Here is a 19,145-nt window from a genome sequence, read left to right as displayed (position 1 = left end):
TCTCGGGCCGCGGCTGCCTGAACCCACTCCGATGTGCCCTCAGCGGGGGAGGAAATCTGCTCTCGCGGCGACGAACTCGGAATTGTCGCGTTGCGAGAACTGCGACCATCGGCTCGCTGTCTGCGGCGTGATTCCCATCTGAACGGCCACGATAGCGGCGGGGAGGTCGCTAGCGAGGGCGAGCATGGCGTAGTTCCGGGCGATCCGCGGGCTGACCCCGGCCCGCGCTATCCACCGTCCGAGGGTCGTGGGATGGATCGGCTCGTGGTGTCGTCGGGGAGATGGGAATAGATACGATCCCTCACCGGCTCGCCGAGTCGCCCCCGGATTCTGCTCAGCTTCTTTCACGAGCTGCGCGAAGAGTTGAGCGACCGAGTTCGGGATCTCGATGGGTTCTGTCGATAGCGCGAGATACGTTCGTCCTCCGGCTGTACTGGTGTCGACAGTGGTGAGCCGGTGGATGCGGTCGGTTCGAGCTCCGTAAAGGAGCACGAGCAGCGCGGCAACCCTGGTCGCGAGGCTCACCGTGTCGTCCGACCCGGCGATAAACGTGCGGACCAGAGCGTGATGCTCGTCCTCCCCGCTGACCTCGCTCGGCCTGGCCTGCTGTCCGCGCTCGACGCGGAGTCCCGGATACTGGCCGGTGGACCTGAGCCACGAGATGAACGGTGCGATGTCGCCGGTGCGGGCTGCGTTGCCGCCGACCCACCGGTCTAGGACCTCCTGTGTCAGCGCGGAGAAGCCCGCCCCTTCTTGCTCGACGTGCTGCAGGAGTCGCGCGGCCGCGCGGATCCGTTCACGCGCGGAATCTGCGACACCGACCGTGGTACGGCGGCGTCCTGCCCGCCGCCGCACAGTCCGCAGCACCTTCCATTGTGCATAGGGAGTGATCTCGGCGGCATGGTGTGAAGGAAGCTGGATCAGGTACTCGTCGACCCATGTTTCGAGCCGCTCAGTCTGCTCATCTCGTACCGGGAGAACGCCGACGTCGACCAGGAGCGCACGGAGATGATGTCGCGCCTGCCCAGGCGGACACGCGTCAACGCGCGCATGCGTGATCGACTCTTCCGACCCGATCGCTCGGAGCAGAGCTCTCGGGGTGGGCTTGAGCAGCCATCTCATGGTCGAGTCCACGCGACCTCGATAAACGAGCGCGTCCGGGAGCCCGGCCAAACGCCCGGGGATCACCCCCGTCGCGGACGCGAGGAGGTCGCCGGCGGCTCGAACGACGGAGCAGCGGATGCAGGTGTTCTCGAAGTGCTGCTCACCCGGGGCGCCACACGTGGCACAGACGTAGTCGCGCGTCGACCCTGCACACGGCCCGCAAACGCGCTCCCCTCGGTCATCGCGACCGATGAGCGCTTTCACCTGCCCACAAGACCCGCAGCCGTCGGGGTGGCGGAGCTCGCGTCGATAGCACACGCCGCATATAGACCCGAGGGGCCAGGTCGTATGAACCGCGCGCTTCTCACCGCAGATGGCGCACTCGGCGATGGGGGTGCGGTAGCAGCTGTGGCACAGATCTGCTACGCCATTCTGGTGGCGGGTTGCGACGCGTCGCTCCCGTCCGCATTGTCCGCACGCTCTGACCGGTGCGGAGTAGCAGCGCTGGCAGAGATCCTGACCGTCCACGATGGCGGTGACGTGATCGACACGGCCGCATCCCGCACACGCCCGCTTAGGGCGCGCGCAGTGCCCGCAGAGTGGTGCGCCGTCCTCGGCTCGAGCGCTGGGCGCACGGATGCGACCACAGCGCGAGCACTCCATACGTCGGCTGACGTTGTAGCACGGTCGGCAGAGCCCTCCACCGTCGGGGAGTCGTTTCACCCGCGGGGCGCGGCTTCCGCACTCGGAGCAAGGATGCTCCGGCACCACGGTCATTTCGAATGCCCGGGCCGATTGATCGTCGTTCGGCGGGCGGATACTCGGCTCTTCCGCGGGATGACTTCCCCGGAAGCCTTCCTGGCGGACGCCTCGACGATGCGGGGTTCGATGAGGTCGTTGGGTGTGCACTCAAGGATGTCGCACAGCGCGATCAGCGTAACCATGCTCAGGCGCTGCGGCTGACCCGTCACCAGCCGGTAGGTCTGCTCCCGGGAGAGCGCGACACCACGCTCAGCGAGCAGCGGCTGCAGGTCCGTCGTGGCGAACATTCCACGCTCCGCCATCTTCGCTCGCAGATGCCAGACGTAGTCCATCTCTTTCACCGTGCTGCCTCCTCGAAGTCGGCGCCGTAGCGGGTGTGAATAGCTTGGGTGAGCAGCCGGTTCCGGTACTCGTTAGAGACGCCGACGTAGATCGCGGTCGTCGAGGAAAACGAGTGCCCCACCTGCTCCTGAATGAACCGCTCCGGGTAGTCGAACTCCACCAGGTGCGTCACGTACGAGTGCCGCAACGAATGCAGATCCAACGAAGAGTCGATCCCCGCGGCATCACGAGCTGTACAGAACGCTTCGTTCGCCGCACGCCTGCTCAGCCTCGTGCCCCGTTCGGTCACCCACAGAGCAGGCGACGAACTCGACGATGACGACAACGCCGGCCGAACCTCATCGAGGTAGTGCGCCAGCGTCTCCGCGATCCAGCCCATCTCCGGAACGGTGAGCACCGTGCGCCGCTTCGACGGGCCCCCGCGGCTCGCTTTGCCATGGCGCACCGACAGTGCACCGAATCGGTCTAGGTGCGGCAGCTTCGCGTTGCGGCGGAGATCCACGAGATCAAGCATGACCGCCTCACGTCTTCGCAACCCGAACGCATAGACGCACTTGAGAAGCGCGGCGTCCCGCACGGCCTGAACCGCACCCTTTCGCCGTCGCGACAGGATCCGGGCGGCGAGCCCGTCGGCCGCATCGAACAGCGCCTGGACTTCGTCGAATGTCAACGGTCGCCGCGCGGCATCGCCCTCGTACTCGCTGACATGCACAATCGAGTTGTCCTCATGGAACACCTGTCTGGGTGCAGCGCCAAAACGCGCTTCACACTCGGACAGCCAGGGATATCGAGGATCAGTGATGTACTCGCAGAACATCTTGATGTCGATCTCGTATCCACGCAGCGTCGATAGCCGCAACGGCTTCACGCCCGAGCGCAGCTCACTGATCCACGCCTCCGCCTCCGCCGGCGTCCATTGCCACGGGTACATACCCGTGAAGTCCACGAACCGGCGCACGAGCCGCTCTCTCGCCGCAATCGTCGGAGCCTTCAAGAAGCGAGCAATCTGCTGGGCTCGCCACCCATTCAACATCCCGTCGAGCACGGCTCCCTCAGGGTCAAGATGAATGACATTCCGCGCGGAGACGAGCCGCTGCGCAGACGATGGATCAACTTCAAGCACATCCTCATGATGCATCCAATACAACATTGATGCAAATGAAGTACTCTGGGTGATCAAGAGTGGCGCAGAGACCCCCGGCCCCCTCGACATCCTTCTTGAGCTCAGGCTCTACCGCGCGGGCGATCGCGCTTCGCGCGTTGCATCGGATGGCAATATCGCCCGTTTGGCGATCCGGTCGATCTGGTCGGGGCGCATGTCGCACCAGTGATCGTCGTCGTCCACGACGACAACCGGGGCCATGCTGTAGCCGAGCTCTTCCGTCACGTACTCGTGTGCGGCCGGGTTCTGAGTGATGTCGACCTCGACGAATGGGATGCCTTTGCCTTTCAGCATCATCTTGGTCATCGAGCACTTTCCGCAGCTGGGGCCCGTCGTGTAGACCGTGAGCTTGTCCATTTCGTGATCCTCCCATCCCAATCGTTTTCTTGCCGTGAAGGCGATTTATCGCCGCTAGGAAGAGCGGCCGTAGTGCCAGTGACCGTGGAATACCGGAGGGAGCGAAGCGAGCGAGGATATGCCGCGAAAGCTCTGGCGCGCAGGGTGGTCGACCGTATGCTGCCGAAGGCTTCACGGCAAAAGAACGGGCCGACAGGCCTTGACTGCCGATCGGCTCCGTCCGATCGTCCGATGCCGGCGGCTGCTCCGTCTGCCGCTGGGTCCCATGATGCTCTTCTGCCGGGATTAGTACTGTTCCCGCCAGTCGTGTAACGGAAACAGTACTAATGGGGTTAGTCATGTTGTTGTGTCTCAGCGACGCGCGCGGCGACCGCGCATACGTCGTCGGGGGTGACTTCCTCGAGCAGGATGGTGCGGCTTCCTTCGTCCAGGTCGATCCACCAGACGGGGCGAACGGTGTGGGCGTCGATGCCGACGCGGTGGATGGGCAGTTCGCTGTCGGGGTCGACGGGGCCGTAGTAGAGCTGGGCGGTCCACTCTTCGGCGCCCATGTCCACGTAGAGGGTCGTCGGGAACGGGAGCAGCTGGGCGAGATCGTCGAGCAGGGTTTCGACGTCGCGGGGGGTGAGGTTCGTCATGGTCGATCCAATCTGTAACGGGATTAGTACTATTAGGGCTTGTTGGGGGCGGAGAGGTCGAATCCGCCGAAGGGGCTGTAGTTGGGTATGTGGCGGCTGCCGTAGCTGGGGCGTTCGGTGAGGATGGGGGCGCCCGGAACGCGGAACGCGGGCGTGTAGTTGTCCTCGAGCCAGGCCTCGAGCTTCGGCGTCATGCTGGTGGGGCCCATTCCGCCGCGGAGCTTGCCGGGAAGGGTGGGAAGGTCGCGCCAGCCGGGGAATGCGTGGTCGTGCCAGGCCTCGACGCATTCGGCTTCGGTGCCGATGTGGTGCCAGGAGCAGCGGGAGCAGATGGCCTGGGCGGTGATGCTGCCGACGCACTGGCAGAGCGGGCCGAGAGGGTCGCCAATCTTCCGCGAGTCGTGGGCTCCTGCAGCGCACCGGAGGTCGACGTCGTACAGGTCGAACGTGTGCTCGCCGATATCCATGTGACGGACGGTGTAGCTGCGGTGCCACATCTTGGACAGGAAGACGCTGTTGAAGTGGCCGTTGATTTCGACCCAGCGGCGCCAGGCCGCGTCGAGCTCGTCGGGGTGGTGGTAATCGGTGACCAGCTGTCCCAGCGGCATCCCCGTCCATTGCGGCAGACCCGCAACGTGGTCTTCGTGCATCAGGTCGTTGATCATGTCCATCAGCGTCATGGTCTCTTTCCTTTCTCCTCCACGTTTTTTTGCCGTGAAGGCGGTTTTCCGCCTTAGCAACCGAAGGGTGCAGTGCAACCCGAAGGGCGGGGGAGGAGAGAGTTTCGGCGCGAAATAAGGGAGCGTAGCGACCGCGTGCCGAAAGTCTCGGGGGAGCCGGTGGCGTAGCCACTTGAACGGAGCCCGGAGGTAGCTACGACCGCAGCGAAGCGGAGGGAGCCGCCGAAGGCTTCACGGCAAACAAACGGGCCGTCAGGCCCCAGCTGGTCGGCGTAGCCGGCTCGATCACCTCGCGGAGTGAGGCGGGGTGAAGTGCCTACGGCTTGGGCGCGGGCGGGAGGGGAAGTGCTCGCGCATGCGCGCGATCACCGCGGCGATCTCGTCCGCGTTGGCGCGGATCTCGGCTCGGCGTGCGGCCTCGTGTGCAGCTTCGAGCGCCTGACGCTCGGCACGCCGCCGACTCTCAACCTGCAGCTGCAGGAACGGAGCGGGAGAGCCGGCGTCGACGGTGGCGCGAAGCAGCCATACGAAGTACCCGAACGGATCACGCTGGGATGCGACGTCGACGAGAGGGATACGCCGCTCAAGGCGGCCGCGCTGGATTGCGTCGAGTAACGATTCAGCAGTCCATCCGCGCCCTGTGAGGCCGTGGGCGATCAGCACGTCGCAGAGCTTGCCGAGGTGCGAGGTCGCACGGTCCAGCCACGACATCCGCGCACACAGGCCCGCGGCAAGACGTTGAACGTCGATCGGGCGAGGTTGCTGCGAAGCCGGTTTTTGCCGGGTTTTTGTCGAAGCTGGGCGCCGCGTAGCGGCGTCTTCTCGCGTGCGCGGATGCGCGCGCCTTGGTGATTTTTTACCAACGGGAGAGAAGTTCTTAACCCCCCTACGGGTGGGTAGCTGGACATTTTCCACAGCAGTGGAATCGATGCCGGCGACGGCGTTGCCGGTGGGGGGCGTGTAGCCGCGGGGGAGTGTCAGGGCACGAGTGGACGCTGCCCGGAGCTGTTGGCCACCGTGCTTAGCGTGGGCTTGCGCGCGCTCGGTTGTGGTCAGGTAGCGGCCCTCAGCGACGGTCACCGCCAGGCCGAGCACCTCGAGCAGCTGCCGGGCTCGCTGGACGGTCTTTCCGCTCATGCCGAGCACGCCCGCCACGGTGTCGTGTGCGGTGGTGACGCCGCGGCCCGTGGATTGGTCTGCGGCCGTGCGGTCGGCGTGTGCGACGCGCAGGAGCGTGTCGGGGGCGACTTTCGCGCGTCGACGGGCTTCTTCACCCTCCGGGGTGCGGAGGATGTCCATCACTGCGTCGAACCAGACGGATGCACTGGGCCAGGCCCTCAGAGGGCCATAGACGCCCTCGGGCGCGGGGAGTGCCCAGCTGCCGCCTCTGGGTGACCTGCTGCGCTGTGCGGCGTCCTGGGGGCGCGCAGGGGGAGATTCCCGCGACACGCGGGACGAATTTGCGTTTAGAGAATGCGTATGGGCGCGCGGGCGCGCTAAAGTGTGCATTGTTCTCCTGGTCAGCGTCAGGGAACGACGAAGGCCCGGTTCCACCGGTACTTCTTGAAAACCGCTTCATCTGGGACCCGCCGCCAAGCAAGTCAGATGAGGCACATGAGCTTTGAGGCCCGCTTCGGCGGGCCTCTTCTCTTTAGGGCGAGTCGATAGGCAACTCCCCGTCCGTGAGTTCTTGTGCGGGCCACCATTCGGGCAGACCGCGAGAGGTCAGTTCGGTGTTGAGATGGTCCACGACCGCTTCGAAGAACACGGCGGAGGAAACGCCGGCGTGCGCGGCAAGGCGCTCGAAGCGTTCCTTCTGAGCCTTCTCAACCTTCCAACCGAGCGCGACGGTATCCACGCGCGTGCCTCGGGGGAGTCGACGAACTGCCATAGGGCGAACGTATTGGGTAGCGCCACCGTTAACACGCTGACACGCCGGTAGTAGCGCCATCATTAGCTGGCCGGTCGGACGTTGGTGGCCCCTCGGGGGAGGGTGCTTAGCCGAGCAGCTGCGCGCGGAGCTCGCCGATGAGCGCGTCGATGCGGTCGACGTCGACCGTGTAACGGGGAGCGCGGCCGCGGCGGGCTCCGATTGGCTGTTCTACGTCGGTGCGAATGACTCCGATGGATTCGAGCAGACGCAGGTCGCGGGTGAGTGAACTCACCGCTGTGACGGTCGCTTCACGGATCTCGCCGTAGTAGCTGCCGGGGTGCTTCACCAGGTAGTTGATGATGTTGCGGGGGCCGGTGCGGGCCAGCAGTGCGATCGCGTCAGCTGGAACTGTCGGTGCTGGCACTTCGGGGCTCCTGGATTCTGGGTATGGCAAAGCGAGGGAGCTTGCCGACTCAATGCGGGGGTGCGCAGATTCGACAACGCGGGATGCTGGTCTTCGTAGGGTACGCAAAGACCTGCACCGGGTGTGGGAGAAATGCCCGCGCCCGGTTACCGCGCCCGCGTTGCTCGAGGAGCCGGAATGGTTACAGTGAATGAGCGATCGCCGATTTGAAGGCGCGTGCCGGTAACGACCGTTCGGGCGTGTCCGGGGGTCAGGTCGATGGGGTCTTTTCCGGGTTCGGTGACGGTGGTGCCGTTGGCCGAAGACTGGTCGGTGACCCAGAGTGTGCCGTCGTGGAACGACAGGATGCAGTGGGATTTCGACACTGAGCGCGCGGGGTCATCGACGGTGACGGTCGCGTCGACACCTTCGGCGTCCTCGGGAGGCCGGCGCCCGAGCAGGATGGTGCCGCGGATGATTTCCGTGGAACCGTCGTCAAAGGTGATCATGGCGCTGCGCACGCGCGAGCGACGTTCACCACCGCTGGTGAGGTCGAAGTCGGGATCAATGTGGGGCGTGGGCGCCGGCACTGTGTCGGCGGCAGGCTCGGGGAGGACTGCTGGTGTCGCCGGGAGTTCGTCGACGGTTTCGCGGATTGGCTGTGCGGGTTCCTCGTCCACCGCGGGTTCGACCACGGGGGCGAGGGCGCGGGCGTGCTCCCTGTCGACCGTGACGGCGCCGTCTGGGTCGATGGTGAGCATGAGGGAGGTGCCCGTGTCGATCGCGTGGGCGTACTGCCGTTGACCGGTGGTGGCGGTGTACGCCACCAGCACCTCGACGGCTTGCGCTCGCGCGGCGTCAGAGTCCGCTGCGGTGATGGGCACACTCTGGCCGGGGAGCGTGACTACGCCCGTGCCGTCTGTATCGATGCTGACGTTCATCATGGGGCATCTCCTTCCGTTGCGGTCGAGGCGTAGACGAGTGTCTCGTCGACCTTCTCGCTGATGACGTAGACCGTCGTGGTGAGCGCTGCGAGCGGCGACTCGGATACTCCGGTGGTGAGAGTGGTGAACGGCTCCGAGCTCGGCGTCGTCGCGCTGGCGTCGACGAGGACGGCCTCGTTGCTCTCGGTGCCGTAGACGGTGGAGCCGGATACGGCGACGGGGGTCATGCGGCTCGGGAGCGCGACGGCACGTGGGGCGGCGCTGTAGTCGATGAACGCTTCGCCGAGGGTGAGCGTTTCGGCGTCGGCGGCGTGGATGGGAACGTCCTGGGCGGTGATCCGGGCGTTCATCGGGGCGGTAAGCGTGATCGTGTTCGACGGGAGGTCGACCAGTGTCACGGTGAGAGCCGGTCGCTGAGACCACACGACGATGAGAGTGTCGTCGTCGGCCGCGGAGATCAGCAGCGGGGCCCCTTCGACACCTTCGGGCCGGGGGAGCGGCTTCTTCACGGGCGCTTGATCGGCGGTGAGCGTCCACCACGACTCTTCGTTGGCCGCGATGATCCCTTCGCGGCCCGACAGGATGGGGACCGCTGTGACGGGCACGTCCGTCAACGTGAGACCGTCGCCGGTGAACAGGCCCGCGGTCTGGTTAGGCAAGGTGATTAGCGGCTGTGAGCCGAGGTAAGTCACCTCTGCGCTGCGGCCGACGTTGACTTCCACAGGAGCCACCGGGGACCGATCCGTATCGAGCGGCCAGAGGGTGAGCGAGGACTCGCCCGTGGCGAGGACCGGGCGTCCCTGCACTTCGGAGGCGTGTACGACGTCGTTCGCGCGAGGTGCCTGGGCGCCGCGCCATGTGACGGCGCCGGTCGCGGCGTCGACGAGATTCAGCTCGCCGCTGTCCGTGGTGATCAGCAGCCGCTGGTCGTCGATGAGCCGTGGTTCGCTGCGTGGGGCGATCGGCAGCGACCACGCTGCTTGTTCGGAGAACCCGGGCGGGACCAGGACCGGGATGTTCGCCCCGGCACCTGGGGGGCCGGGGTCGGCGGTGGCCACGGGGGCCGGCGCCGACTGCAACACGACAGCGAGAGTCGCGACGGTTCCTCCGACGACGATCACTACAGCAAGTCCTAGCGCGAGCAGCAGCGGCAAACGTGAGCGCTTTTGCTCTGTTTCAGGCGCCGGCATGGCGAGCTCGTGAGCGGTGCCGTCTGCGGTGACAACCATCCGGTGCTCCGTGTCGTCAACGACAGCACGCACTCGCACCGCGTGAAGACCAAGTTGGGCCGCCTGCTGGGCCGCGGCGGCGACTCCCGCCTCGGTAGGGGTGGAGCCTTCGGGTACGTCGACCGGCAGGCCGTTGAGGGTCACCAGCTGCTCACCTTCCATCGCGAGGGTGAGAACTGGGAATGCCGGAACGGTCGTCGGGTCGAATTGTTCGTCGCTCATGCTGCTACTCCCCAGAATTCCCAGTGCCATGATTCGATCGGACCGCGCCCCCCAGGCCGTGCCCAGTCGGGGTTACGCCACCCGAAACGAGGGGCGTTCTGGTCCATCCACGTGTACTCGAGGCTGTAGAAACTGAAGATGCCGACATCGACAGCGAGTGCCCACCCGTGGTTGGACTGTCCGGGTGTGGCGGCATCGCTGCCGTAGATTTCCTTGGCTCTGGCCTGCTCGTCGTAGTCGCGGTACCCGTCGTTGACGACGAGGTCCTGACCGAACTGAGCGCGGTAGGCGTTGTTCAGCGCGATGAGCGCCTGAGTCGCGTCGGCGCGAAGAACGTACTCGGGTTTCCACGGGATCGGCGAGAGCGTGTTCTCGGGGATACGGCCGTTCTCGTACCCGCCCCACGGGCCGGGTTCGTTGATCCCGCCGGGAATGATGCCGTCAGGGACGGTACCTGCTCCCCCAGGCTCTCGAAGAACTCGTCCGGGTTCTCCAGCTGCGCCACTCTGCTGGGTGCGTACTTCGTCCAGTGCTCGCGTGCGAGCATCCCGTACCGGTTCATCGCGAACCTCCGTGTCCTCGTCGAAGTTGAAGTCCAGTTGCCCGTCGACGAGCTGCTGCTCGACGGGCGCGGGCGGCGCGTTCCGCGCCTGCTCGATGCTTTGGTCGGCCTGTTGCTCGGACAGCCCCCACAGGTCGAAGACGCCTTGCCCTTCGTGTGGCCGCTGCGCGCGACGACGTGGTGCCATCTCTGCCCCCCTCGATCAGCCGTGTGATCGAGGCTATCGACAGCCCTCCGGAAAGGCGCGGGGCCTGGCCCCTTGGGGAAGAGATCATGCGTCCGCGCTCACCTGTAGGCGCCCGCGCAGATGCTTGACGGCCTGGGACCCGTCGAATGACGCGATATCCAGCGCTTCGGGGTACTGGTCCCCCGGCATTGTGACGTAGGCGGTGAACACGGCAGGGGTGTCGCCGGGATTGAGCACGCGATTGGCGACGACGCCGTTGCCCTGGACAACCTCGTACTGAAAATCGTGCTCGAGGTGCCCCTTGTACTCGGTGCGGGCCCGGGTCATGCCCGTCCGCCTGTTCGACCAGAACGCGGTGTCGTAGGCCATGCGCGGGATCTCCCGCGGGCGGCTGCCCTCGTTCTGCATGTACACCGACACCGCCCACGTGCGGTCGATGACGCGGTCCTTGGACACCCGGGCATCGGTGAACTTCACCGTGAGGCCGTCGAGCTTGCCCGGTTCCGGGCTGCGATAGAGCACCTTCGGCACCCACACGCCCATGGTCGCCAGAGCACCCAGGAGAATGATCCCGCCGACGACGAGGCCGACGATCCTGAGCGTTTCCATCACTCCCCCACCCTCTGAGCGCTGCGCGCCTGATGGCGCGCCTGGGCTCGGTAGACGCCCGTGCGTGACGTGTTGAACATCTGCGCGATCTCCGCGACCGCGAGATCGCCCGCGGCCATGTGCTTGGCGATGTTCTCGTCCTGGCGTTCGGTCAGTTTCGGGCGCCGGCCTTTCAGCTTCGCGCGGACCTTTGGTCGCGCCATAGCCTCGCGCGTGCGCAAGCTGATCCACCCGCCTTCCGCCTCGGCGACGGCGGCGAGGATGGTGAAGAACAGCTTCGCCATCGGGTCCTTCGGATCGTATGGCGTGGTGCCGTTCTGGAAGATCACCCCGGCATCCGTCAGTCGGCGGATCACCTCGAGCGCTCCTTCGGTGTTCCGCGCGAGACGGTCGAGTGCGGGAACGACGAAGGTGTCGCCCTCGCGCACCGCGGCCAGGGCGTTGTCCAGCCCGGTCCGGGTCATTTTCGCGCCGCTAAAACCGACATCGCTGTAGATGCGGTCCTCTGGCACGCCGAGCTCGAGCAGCCGAGCCACTTGCCGCTCGGCGTCCTGCTCGATTGTCGAGACTCGCGCGTATCCCACCCTCATAAGCGGAGCGTACCGCATAGGTTACCCTTAACGGTATGGGCAACCGGACGCCTATGCGGTACGAGTGTCCCCCGCGGGATTTCGCGGAATCCGTGTCGCTGGGCCGCCGGCCCCTGCCGTACCGGATAGCGATCCCCATCCGGACACCATTCGCACCGGGGTTTCGCATCACATCTACCCGCCAATCCACGGGATCTTGCCGACGACCTCGGGGGTGGTGCGAAACCGATCGGAATCGCACCAATGAGGAAACCTACAAGGCGCAACAGATCATCGAGAGGGGGCATTCGGACCCGTCTCCTATTTCGACGCGGGGATGGCGCCGGCTTAGCGCCCATCGATTGAGCGGACGGCCACGTGTATTTCGGTCCAGAGTTTGAACTCGGCGGTGTCGTAGCGTCCTTGCCGGTCGACGGCTGCCCATGCGTCGAGGCTTTCGAGGGGGACGCCGGCGAGGCGGGCTGCCGCAGGATGGCTGATGCGGTGGGGCTTCGTCACGGCGTCACGCTAACGCGGACGCCGGGGAGACAGAACGGATCGGTCCGAGATTCACCCGCCACATCACCTGTGGCGATGCCGTTACAGACGGTTCGAGAGGGTGAGCCCGTCGGCGCTACTCGCGTCGTGCATCATCTTGTCGATCAACTCACGGTCGAGCTGCGGTGCGCGGCCGCCGTAGAACTGCATGAGCAGGGCCCGTGTGGGGCTGATCCAGATGGAGGAGCGGCCGCCGCCGGTGGTGGGCATCTGGAGCATGAAGCCTTCACGGCGGCGGAGCTTGTTCATCATGACGACGCGGAGGTGCGCGAGGATACGGTCGTCGATGTCGTAGCTGGAGTCTTGCGTGTAGATCAGTCGTCCCACGGGGCGAGCGTGTCCTTCATCTCGTTCGAGGCTGGGCCATCGCGAAATCGCCCGGCCGCTCCGAATTATCGCACCCGCGATGTTGCTCACATTTGCACAACAGCCCGGGAAGGTTTTCGCAAGGGTCCAGGGGTGAACGTGTCGTCTGAGACGCTGACACGGACGTCGTTCCTCCGGCGTGTGGGACCTCTCGCCATGATGGTCGCGCCGGGGGTCCCGATGTTGGAGGTTTCCGATGGGGAGATTCACGTACGACTCGAGTGTCAGTGCCGACTTCGATGACCGGGAGCTCGCTCACCTGCAGGCGGTCATCGTGGCGAAGATCCGCCGCGGGGAGCGGTTCACCTTCACATGGAAGATCGACATCAGCCTCGGCGGTGGCCGGACAAGCGTCTACCTGTACCCCGGAGTCAAGCTGGCGTTTAGATACGAGGGTGGCCACACACCGCAGCTCAACCCGTCCTGGCTGCGGATGCTGACCGACGCCGCCAACTCGCCACAGGGACTTCACGTGCTTGATGAGCCGGCCGGGCGCACTCCGGACCAACTCGCGCGCGACGCCGACCGACGGAATCACCCGGTAGAGGCGTGACAACAGTCGCAGTGTGCAACGCGCTTTCCGATGGTGCAACCCCGATGCCGGTGAGACCTAGCGACATCTACGTTGTACCGCATGACTCAGAGCATCGAACGGGTTCAGCTGACCGTGAATGGTGCCACCCATGCTCTCGCGCCGTTGGAGAGCGTCGGGGATATCGAGGCTCAGGTTCTCGGCGCCACGCGCGCCGGCGGTGGCTTCATCACGGTCACGCTGGACGGGGGCGAACGTCTCAGCATCTTCGTGTCGGCGGCGGCAAGTTCGATCACCATCGCTTCCTCCACAGTGCGCCTTGATAGCGGCCTCGCCGACGGCGGCGGCGGCGGGTGGCGCAACCATTCTGGGCAGGTGTTCGACGATGAGGAGTCGCCTTACGACATCATCTGACCGTCACGACGGCACGTAACCGATCGGTTCCGCTTCGAATAATCCGGGGCGCAAAGCGGTAGCAGTGCAGACCTCGCGCCGCTTGAAGCCAGCATTACGACCGCCCGACACTCATATGCTTCGTCTGTGACGTATCTGGCAGAAAGCCCCGGCACCGTCGTGGTTGCGAAATGACGCGCGTGCTCGTCATCGACGACGAGCAGATGCTCACCGACCTGCTGTCGATGGCACTGCGCATGGAGGGCTGGGAAGTGCGCACCGCCGGCTCCGGCTTCAACGCCCTGCAGGCCGCCCGCGACTTCGAACCTGACGCCCTCGTGCTCGACGTCATGATGCCCGACCTCGACGGCATGGCGGTCCTGCAGCGACTGCGGCACTCGGGCAACGACGTCCCCGTGCTCTTCCTCACCGCGAAGGACTCCGTGGCCGACCGTGTCGCCGGCCTCACCGCCGGCGGCGACGACTACGTCACCAAGCCCTTCAGCCTCGAGGAGGTCGTCGCACGCCTCCGCGGGCTCATGCGACGCGCGGGCACCGCCCTCACCCGCGACTCCGAGCCCATCCTGCGCGTCGGCGACCTCTCGCTGAACGAGGACAGCCACGAAGTCGTGCGTGGCGACCGCGAGATCCAGCTGACGGCGACGGAGTTCGAGCTGCTGCGCTTCCTCATGCGCAACCAACGCCGCGTGGTGTCGAAGGAGCAGATCCTCGACCGCGTCTGGAACTACGAATTCGGCGGAAGCTCCAACGTCGTCGAGCTCTACATCCATCACCTGCGCAGGAAGACCAACGCCGGCCAGGAGCCGCTCATTCGCACCGTTCGCGGCGCCGGCTACGTGATGGAAGCGCCAAGGAAATAAGGGAGGCTAGGCCGATGCTCGGGCAAAGGGAGCCCGCCAAACTCGGGCCGCCCGCACGGCGGAACACCTCCCTATCGCTTATGGCCGACCCCTACACCCCGGCATCAACGGCGTCATTTCCGCCAGATTCTCCGTACTGGCTACTCGCGACGCGAGGCAAATCAGCTCGTAGACGCTGCGCGTTCGCGAACCGGCCTCGAGGACTCTTGAGCCCACGGGACGCGGTGCCTGTGGGCAGGCAAGCCCCTGCAGTGGGGGCACCTGATGTCGGACACTGAAATGCGCCCGCACACGCGCGGTGTGCTCTGAACCCTCGGGACGGACATGCTGAAGCAAAAACCAGGCAATAAGACCAGCGCGGATGCGCCGCACCCGGACGCTGACGAGAAGCCAGACTCTCCCACCGAGCTGACGAAGCGGTCATGGAAGTACGTGCTGCGAAAGACAGTGCGGGAATTCTCCGCTGACCAGTGCACAGACGCCGCCGCGGGCCTGGTGTACTACGCCGTCCTCGCACTATTTCCGGCGCTGATTGCGATCTTCTCCGTACTGGGTGTCGTTGGCCAAGGCGACGCCGCCGCCAACGCCATCATCGGCATCATCCAAGACGTCGCCCCCAACGCCGCTGACACGCTCCGCGAACCGATCGAGCAGATCGCGTCATCTCGAGGCGCCGGTATCGCACTCGTCACCGGTATCGCCCTCGCACTCTGGTCAGCATCCGGATACGTGGGCGCTTTCAGCCGTGCAATGAACCGCATCTACGAAATCGACGAAGGACGCCCCTTCTGGAAGCTGCGCCCGATGCAGCTGCTGGTCACCGTCATTGCCGTGGTAGCGCTTGTCCTCGTCGCGCTCGGTCTCGTCATCTCGGGTGATGTCACTACCGCTATCGGCAACGCCCTTGGCCTCGGTCAGGGCGTGCAAATCGCATGGGACATCGCGAAATGGCCGGTCATGCTCTTCGTCATCGTGTTCCTCGTCGCGGTGCTGTACTACGCCACCCCCAACGCCAAACAGCCGAAGTTCCGCTGGATCAGCCTCGGCGCCATCATCGCCATCGCTGCCCTCGCTATAGCGACCGCCGGCTTCGGGATCTACGTCGCCAACTTCTCCAACTACGACCGCACCTACGGCTCGCTCGCCGGGGTCATCATCTTCCTGCTCTGGCTGTGGATCGCCAACCTCGCCCTCCTGTTCGGCGCCGAGTTCGACGCCGAACTCGAACGCGGCCGCCAGTTGCAAGGCGGCATCGCCGCCGAAGAAGACATTCAGCTGCCCGCCCGCGACACCCGAAAGAGCAAAAAACAGGCCGAGAATGAGCGCAGCGACGTCAAAGAAGGCCGCCAAATCCGGCTCGAAGAAGCAGCCGACGGTCCTGACGCGCCCTCCCCACCAAAGCCGTCAACGCCACGCCCACACCCCCGGCGAAAGTGGTGGCAACTACGCCGATAACACACCCTCAGACGCTCCCGTTGGCGCAGCCTCAAATGACCCCCATGTCGTGCAGGTGTTGCGCGACACGTTCGTAGTCGACGACGTCGACGGCTCGGCCCGTGAGGCGGGTCACGGTGCCGAGCAGCATCATCCGTTCGTTCGTGAGGGTGAAGTGATGCGCGCACAGCTCGACGAGCACGGGCCCCACACCGGGGACATCGAACTTCTCCGTGCTCGTCGAGCTGTCAGCGCAGCGTACAGTCAGTGCGCGTCCTCATCCTCTTCCGGGTTGAAGTTGGAGGCGGTGCCGGTGTGCCCGGCGGCGACACCGTTAGGGTCGCTCGGAATGGTTCCGTCTTCACCGAGCCCGCCGGGCTTGGAGGTGGTGTCGGTCTCGGTTGAGACTTCGACGTCTGCGCCTTCGTAGGAGTCTTCGTCGGCGGACAGCTGCGCGTCGTCGTTGGTGGGAGTGGACATGGGTTGCTCCTTCGTTATGGGTGTGACTGAGGTCGATAGGTGGTCTGGAGTTGTTAGAGGCGGCGTAGCAGTGTGACGAGGGCCACGAGTCCGATCGCGACGGCGCCGGCCGTGATGAGTGCCTTCTTCGGGTCCCGCTGGTAGGTGGCGCGCGCTCCCTCCACGGCGTTCACTGCAGACTGCAGGGTCGTGTCGATGGCGGATTCGGCCTGCTGTTTCGCCTCGTCGATCTCGACGGAGACATGGTCAGCGACGTGACTGCCGGAACGAGCGGTGCCGTCGCTGCCGTTCGTGGAGGCGTGTTGCAGCGCGTCGGTGGCGTCTTCGAAGCGGTCTTTCGCCGCCGCAGCAGCGTCGTTGTCGGAGGTGGTCACAGCTGGTGGTCCTTCCACGAGTGGATCGAGGGCTTGGACGGGCAAGCAGCACTTAGCCGGTCGACTTACGGTATAAATTCACTCGCTGCATGTGCAGCGGCACCGTCACACACATGAGCGCGGACACGGTGCGATCGTCACAAAAAAGGTAAGCGGAGTCCATGCCCCCAACCACGACCAGCGGTTCTCCGTCCAATCAAGGATTGGCCGCCGCAGCCGACGACTTGCTTGTCCAGCGAGCAGTCGACGGGGACGTGGCCGCTTTTCGCACCCTCATCACCCGACACGCACCCATCATGCGCGCCTACATCGCTCGCATCGTCAGCAGCTACACCGACGCCGACGACATCCTCCAAGACACCTACGTCGTCGCCTGGAAGAAACTGCCCACCCTGCGTGACCCGAGCCAAGCCAAGCCATGGATGATGCGTATCGCCACGAGACGCGCATTCGCCCACCTCAAAAAACGCCCCCCGGAAACAGTCTTCCCGGCCGACCATGCAGCCACCGGACACGACCCGGAGGAGACGACAATACGCAACGCGCAACTGCGCGAACTCTCCAAAGCGTTGGACGCCTTGCCCGAGGATCAGCGGCAATGCTGGCTCCTTCGCGAAGTGGCGGGACTGAGCTACCAAGACATTGCCGATGCAATGGGGGTCACCACCGGCCAAGCACGCGGCAAACTCGCACGAGCACGAGTGAACATCACAGTCCGAATGGAGGGATGGCGATGACCGACACCAACACCAACTCCGACCGCACCGTCCTGGACTGCGGCAAAACCCTCGACGAGCTCAGCACCTACCTCGCCCACGACCGCACCCCCTACGACCCCGCCATCGAGGAGTGCCCGGAGTGCGTCAACGCGCTGCGCGCTCTCGAGCGTGTCTCCCACCTCTCCCGCGATCTGATCGCACACGACGCCGATACCGTGCCTGCTCCTCCCCCGTCCTGGCTGAACGACATCATCAACAACATCGGCGCCGAGCTTCGGGCCGGACGCGACCTCCCCCTGCACCACCCCGACCCCTTGGTGAGCCTCAGCATCACCGAAGGAGCCGTACGTGCCCTCATCCGTGACGTCAGCGACACCATCCCCGGCATCCTGGTCGGAGCATGTCGAATCACCGGTGAAGCCGACACACCACACGCCCCCGTACATGTCAACATCACCGTCAGCATCGCCACACGCACGCCGATGCCACCACTGCTCACCCAGCTCCGCGAACAGGTAATGAAGGTCCTTCACGAACACACCGAGCTGCACATCGACGCCCTCAACATCACTGTCGAAAACATCCACGACGCGGCTGCAGGAGACGACGCCAGATGAGTAGCGAACAACCCACCCCCTCTCCGCAGCCGGAGGACCTGACCACCCTCGTCCTCAGCGTTCCGGGAGTTACCGCCGTGTACCCCTCAGCGCCCACACCAACACGAATCGCACGAGCGATCGCTGCCACCCTCGGCACCTCACCAGCCCCAGAGCCCATCGTGAATCTACGCACCACGAACGAGCGAACGACCATATCGGCCCGAGTCGCCACCCACAGCAGCCCCGCCCCCACTATTGCCCGCGACATCGCTGATCATCTGCGATCCGCACACCCCGACAAATCCGCACGCATCACGGTGCAAATCGCGAGCATCACCATCTGAGGAACACCCTCCGCCCGGGGTCCGAACATTTTTGTGACGGAGCAGGCCCTGTCGTGCTCTTCTATATGTGAGCGGCACCGCCGTCTCGTGCGACAGGCCCGTCACTCCCTGCGCGCGCCCACCATCCGACTGATAGGGCCCATGGGAAACCTTTACTACAGCAACAGCGACGCCATCATCGACGATCGCCTCCTGCACTACATCCAAGTCATCGCCGCGACCAAGCTCCGCCGCGGCGAGAACTTCACCCTCACCCTGACCCAACGTGCCAACCCCGAACCTCGCATCACAATCTGGATGAACCCCAACATCCCCCTCCGCTTCACCTACACCACACCCGAAGCAACACCCCTCGTAGGCGCATACCTCCAGCAACTCGCCGCCCAAGCAAACAGCACCAGCGGCCTCATAATCGACCTCGACCACTGGACCGAACCCGCCCCCGCTCAGCAAGCACACGCCGCATCTCGGTGAAGGCCAGCCCCGGCAGGCGCGACTACATGTCCTTCGACAACCGTATTGGAGCAAAACCCGATCGGTTTTGCACCAACAGGATGTACCGTCGGTTGACCTGGCCGTTACCCCGAAGGAGGCGGTGCGGTCGAGGCCCGATACACGAATTCTGTGTCACAGAAGGTTGTGCGGAACTCGTCTTCATCACCGTCGATGCGGCGCAGTAGTTCGGTTGCCGCACTTTGTTTCATCCCCAATACCGGTTGAGAGACGACCGACAGTTCAGGGCTCACGAGCCTGGTCCATTCGAGGCTCTTCGCAGTTGAGGGTGTAGCCCGGGACCGCCGGCTGGTTCGCGGATAGGCGTCG

26 protein-coding genes are annotated in these 19,145 nt (G+C 65.0%); 7 read left to right on the top strand and 19 right to left on the bottom strand.

The annotated features are described in order from the left end of the window. Positions 1–39 precede the first annotated feature (39 nt). The 16 genes from P8R59_RS00730 to P8R59_RS00655 all read right to left on the bottom strand — a co-directional run bounded on the left by P8R59_RS00730 (position 40) and on the right by P8R59_RS00655 (position 12,528). Positions 40–1,122, bottom strand: a complete 1,083-nt coding sequence (locus tag P8R59_RS00730) for a hypothetical protein (protein ID WP_143049337.1) — start codon at positions 1,120–1,122, stop codon at positions 40–42. 755 nt (positions 1,123–1,877) lie between these two features. Next, on the bottom strand, positions 1,878–2,198 hold the full coding sequence (locus tag P8R59_RS00725; protein ID WP_071330018.1) for a helix-turn-helix domain-containing protein: 321 nt from the start codon (positions 2,196–2,198) through the stop codon (positions 1,878–1,880). A 5-nt stretch (positions 2,199–2,203) separates the two neighbouring features. Further along, positions 2,204–3,346 (bottom strand): tyrosine-type recombinase/integrase, encoded by a 1,143-nt coding sequence (locus P8R59_RS00720; RefSeq protein WP_071330019.1) that lies wholly within the window; start codon positions 3,344–3,346, stop codon positions 2,204–2,206. A 93-nt stretch (positions 3,347–3,439) separates the two neighbouring features. Continuing rightward, complete coding sequence (locus tag P8R59_RS00715) at positions 3,440–3,727, bottom strand: glutaredoxin family protein (RefSeq protein ID WP_278100883.1); 288 nt, start codon at positions 3,725–3,727, stop codon at positions 3,440–3,442. 332 nt (positions 3,728–4,059) lie between these two features. Continuing rightward, a complete protein-coding gene (locus tag P8R59_RS00710) occupies positions 4,060–4,365 on the bottom strand; it encodes a hypothetical protein (protein ID WP_076677883.1) in 306 nt (101 codons plus the stop codon). Positions 4,366–4,397: 32 nt separating this feature from the next. Continuing rightward, the gene (locus tag P8R59_RS00705) at positions 4,398–5,045 is read right to left on the bottom strand and encodes a DUF6349 family protein (RefSeq protein WP_076677885.1); all 648 of its coding nucleotides are present in this window, start codon (positions 5,043–5,045) and stop codon (positions 4,398–4,400) included. Between the two features lie 285 nt (positions 5,046–5,330). Next, complete coding sequence (locus P8R59_RS00700; protein WP_146185214.1) at positions 5,331–6,344, bottom strand: hypothetical protein; 1,014 nt, start codon at positions 6,342–6,344, stop codon at positions 5,331–5,333. Between the two features lie 352 nt (positions 6,345–6,696). Then, positions 6,697–6,903, bottom strand: coding sequence for a hypothetical protein (locus tag P8R59_RS00695; protein ID WP_256334332.1), 207 nt, complete (start codon positions 6,901–6,903; stop codon positions 6,697–6,699). A gap of 139 nt (positions 6,904–7,042) precedes the next feature. Beyond that, on the bottom strand, positions 7,043–7,342 hold the full coding sequence (locus tag P8R59_RS00690; RefSeq protein ID WP_076677891.1) for a hypothetical protein: 300 nt from the start codon (positions 7,340–7,342) through the stop codon (positions 7,043–7,045). A gap of 146 nt (positions 7,343–7,488) precedes the next feature. Beyond that, positions 7,489–8,265 carry an FHA domain-containing protein gene (locus P8R59_RS00685; protein ID WP_076677893.1) on the bottom strand — a complete coding sequence of 259 codons (777 nt, stop codon included), beginning with the start codon at positions 8,263–8,265 and terminating at the stop codon, positions 7,489–7,491. After that, positions 8,262–9,746, bottom strand: a complete 1,485-nt coding sequence (locus tag P8R59_RS00680) for a hypothetical protein (RefSeq protein WP_278100882.1) — start codon at positions 9,744–9,746, stop codon at positions 8,262–8,264. Before P8R59_RS00680 ends, P8R59_RS00685 begins: the two co-directional genes overlap by 4 nt. Then, positions 9,713–10,465, bottom strand: coding sequence for a M15 family metallopeptidase (locus tag P8R59_RS00675; protein ID WP_278100881.1), 753 nt, complete (start codon positions 10,463–10,465; stop codon positions 9,713–9,715). The genes P8R59_RS00680 and P8R59_RS00675 overlap by 34 nt, the downstream gene beginning before the upstream one ends. An 84-nt stretch (positions 10,466–10,549) precedes the next feature. After that, on the bottom strand, positions 10,550–11,074 hold the full coding sequence (locus P8R59_RS00670; RefSeq protein WP_076677827.1) for a hypothetical protein: 525 nt from the start codon (positions 11,072–11,074) through the stop codon (positions 10,550–10,552). Next, on the bottom strand, positions 11,074–11,664 hold the full coding sequence (locus P8R59_RS00665) for a recombinase family protein (RefSeq protein WP_076677903.1): 591 nt from the start codon (positions 11,662–11,664) through the stop codon (positions 11,074–11,076). Before P8R59_RS00665 ends, P8R59_RS00670 begins: the two co-directional genes overlap by 1 nt. Positions 11,665–11,991: 327 nt before the next feature. Then, positions 11,992–12,162, bottom strand: coding sequence for a hypothetical protein (locus P8R59_RS00660; RefSeq protein WP_160897575.1), 171 nt, complete (start codon positions 12,160–12,162; stop codon positions 11,992–11,994). Between the two features lie 81 nt (positions 12,163–12,243). Then, positions 12,244–12,528, bottom strand: coding sequence for an ATP-dependent DNA ligase (locus tag P8R59_RS00655; protein ID WP_237488856.1), 285 nt, complete (start codon positions 12,526–12,528; stop codon positions 12,244–12,246). A 235-nt stretch (positions 12,529–12,763) separates the two neighbouring features. Here P8R59_RS00655 and P8R59_RS00650 point away from each other — a divergent pair, with 235 nt between their 5' ends. The 4 genes from P8R59_RS00650 (at position 12,764) to P8R59_RS00635 (ending at position 15,828) form a co-directional block, all read left to right on the top strand. Beyond that, positions 12,764–13,120, top strand: a complete 357-nt coding sequence (locus P8R59_RS00650; protein ID WP_108320225.1) for an ATP-dependent DNA ligase — start codon at positions 12,764–12,766, stop codon at positions 13,118–13,120. 81 nt (positions 13,121–13,201) lie between these two features. Beyond that, complete coding sequence (locus P8R59_RS00645; RefSeq protein WP_160897574.1) at positions 13,202–13,513, top strand: hypothetical protein; 312 nt, start codon at positions 13,202–13,204, stop codon at positions 13,511–13,513. Positions 13,514–13,683: 170 nt separating this feature from the next. Continuing rightward, positions 13,684–14,373 carry a response regulator transcription factor gene (locus tag P8R59_RS00640; protein WP_160897573.1) on the top strand — a complete coding sequence of 230 codons (690 nt, stop codon included), beginning with the start codon at positions 13,684–13,686 and terminating at the stop codon, positions 14,371–14,373. Positions 14,374–14,697: 324 nt separating this feature from the next. Beyond that, positions 14,698–15,828, top strand: coding sequence for a YihY/virulence factor BrkB family protein (locus P8R59_RS00635; RefSeq protein WP_278100880.1), 1,131 nt, complete (start codon positions 14,698–14,700; stop codon positions 15,826–15,828). Between the two features lie 31 nt (positions 15,829–15,859). Here P8R59_RS00635 and P8R59_RS00630 read toward each other — a convergent pair whose 3' ends face one another. The 3 genes from P8R59_RS00630 to P8R59_RS00620 are packed head-to-tail and all read right to left on the bottom strand — an operon-like array spanning position 15,860 to position 16,661. After that, positions 15,860–16,018, bottom strand: a complete 159-nt coding sequence (locus P8R59_RS00630) for a hypothetical protein (protein ID WP_160897572.1) — start codon at positions 16,016–16,018, stop codon at positions 15,860–15,862. 53 nt (positions 16,019–16,071) lie between these two features. Continuing rightward, positions 16,072–16,287 (bottom strand): hypothetical protein, encoded by a 216-nt coding sequence (locus tag P8R59_RS00625; protein WP_237488855.1) that lies wholly within the window; start codon positions 16,285–16,287, stop codon positions 16,072–16,074. Positions 16,288–16,340: 53 nt separating this feature from the next. Then, complete coding sequence (locus P8R59_RS00620) at positions 16,341–16,661, bottom strand: hypothetical protein (protein WP_108320231.1); 321 nt, start codon at positions 16,659–16,661, stop codon at positions 16,341–16,343. Positions 16,662–16,864: 203 nt separating this feature from the next. On the opposite strand from P8R59_RS00620, the gene P8R59_RS00615 reads away from it, so the two are divergent. The 3 genes from P8R59_RS00615 to P8R59_RS00605 all read left to right on the top strand — a co-directional run bounded on the left by P8R59_RS00615 (position 16,865) and on the right by P8R59_RS00605 (position 18,797). Beyond that, complete coding sequence (locus P8R59_RS00615) at positions 16,865–17,398, top strand: RNA polymerase sigma factor (protein WP_237488854.1); 534 nt, start codon at positions 16,865–16,867, stop codon at positions 17,396–17,398. After that, complete coding sequence (locus P8R59_RS00610; RefSeq protein ID WP_278100879.1) at positions 17,395–17,997, top strand: Asp23/Gls24 family envelope stress response protein; 603 nt, start codon at positions 17,395–17,397, stop codon at positions 17,995–17,997. The genes P8R59_RS00615 and P8R59_RS00610 overlap by 4 nt, the downstream gene beginning before the upstream one ends. A 467-nt stretch (positions 17,998–18,464) precedes the next feature. Beyond that, a complete protein-coding gene (locus P8R59_RS00605) occupies positions 18,465–18,797 on the top strand; it encodes a hypothetical protein (protein WP_160897569.1) in 333 nt (110 codons plus the stop codon). Positions 18,798–19,145 lie beyond the last annotated feature (348 nt).

This window comes from Microbacterium proteolyticum (assembly GCF_029639405.1).
Classification (GTDB): domain Bacteria; phylum Actinomycetota; class Actinomycetes; order Actinomycetales; family Microbacteriaceae; genus Microbacterium.
Note: the sequence above shows the minus strand (reverse complement) of the source record. Positions and strands in the feature narration are given on the sequence as shown.

Coding starts and splice junctions, on each gene's coding strand:
- P8R59_RS00730 (WP_143049337.1), bottom strand. CDS start 1,122: ATGAGATGGCTGCTCAAGCCCACCCCGAGAGCTCTGCTCCGAGCGATC.
- P8R59_RS00725 (WP_071330018.1), bottom strand. CDS start 2,198: ATGGACTACGTCTGGCATCTGCGAGCGAAGATGGCGGAGCGTGGAATG.
- P8R59_RS00720 (WP_071330019.1), bottom strand. CDS start 3,346: ATGCATCATGAGGATGTGCTTGAAGTTGATCCATCGTCTGCGCAGCGG.
- P8R59_RS00715 (WP_278100883.1), bottom strand. CDS start 3,727: ATGGACAAGCTCACGGTCTACACGACGGGCCCCAGCTGCGGAAAGTGC.
- P8R59_RS00710 (WP_076677883.1), bottom strand. CDS start 4,365: ATGACGAACCTCACCCCCCGCGACGTCGAAACCCTGCTCGACGATCTC.
- P8R59_RS00705 (WP_076677885.1), bottom strand. CDS start 5,045: ATGACGCTGATGGACATGATCAACGACCTGATGCACGAAGACCACGTT.
- P8R59_RS00700 (WP_146185214.1), bottom strand. CDS start 6,344: ATGGACATCCTCCGCACCCCGGAGGGTGAAGAAGCCCGTCGACGCGCG.
- P8R59_RS00685 (WP_076677893.1), bottom strand. CDS start 8,265: ATGATGAACGTCAGCATCGATACAGACGGCACGGGCGTAGTCACGCTC.
- P8R59_RS00680 (WP_278100882.1), bottom strand. CDS start 9,746: ATGGCACTGGGAATTCTGGGGAGTAGCAGCATGAGCGACGAACAATTC.
- P8R59_RS00675 (WP_278100881.1), bottom strand. CDS start 10,465: ATGGCACCACGTCGTCGCGCGCAGCGGCCACACGAAGGGCAAGGCGTC.
- P8R59_RS00670 (WP_076677827.1), bottom strand. CDS start 11,074: ATGGAAACGCTCAGGATCGTCGGCCTCGTCGTCGGCGGGATCATTCTC.
- P8R59_RS00665 (WP_076677903.1), bottom strand. CDS start 11,664: ATGAGGGTGGGATACGCGCGAGTCTCGACAATCGAGCAGGACGCCGAG.
- P8R59_RS00650 (WP_108320225.1), top strand. CDS start 12,764: ATGGGGAGATTCACGTACGACTCGAGTGTCAGTGCCGACTTCGATGAC.
- P8R59_RS00645 (WP_160897574.1), top strand. CDS start 13,202: ATGACTCAGAGCATCGAACGGGTTCAGCTGACCGTGAATGGTGCCACC.
- P8R59_RS00640 (WP_160897573.1), top strand. CDS start 13,684: ATGACGCGCGTGCTCGTCATCGACGACGAGCAGATGCTCACCGACCTG.
- P8R59_RS00635 (WP_278100880.1), top strand. CDS start 14,698: ATGCTGAAGCAAAAACCAGGCAATAAGACCAGCGCGGATGCGCCGCAC.
- P8R59_RS00625 (WP_237488855.1), bottom strand. CDS start 16,287: ATGTCCACTCCCACCAACGACGACGCGCAGCTGTCCGCCGACGAAGAC.
- P8R59_RS00610 (WP_278100879.1), top strand. CDS start 17,395: ATGACCGACACCAACACCAACTCCGACCGCACCGTCCTGGACTGCGGC.
- P8R59_RS00605 (WP_160897569.1), top strand. CDS start 18,465: ATGGGAAACCTTTACTACAGCAACAGCGACGCCATCATCGACGATCGC.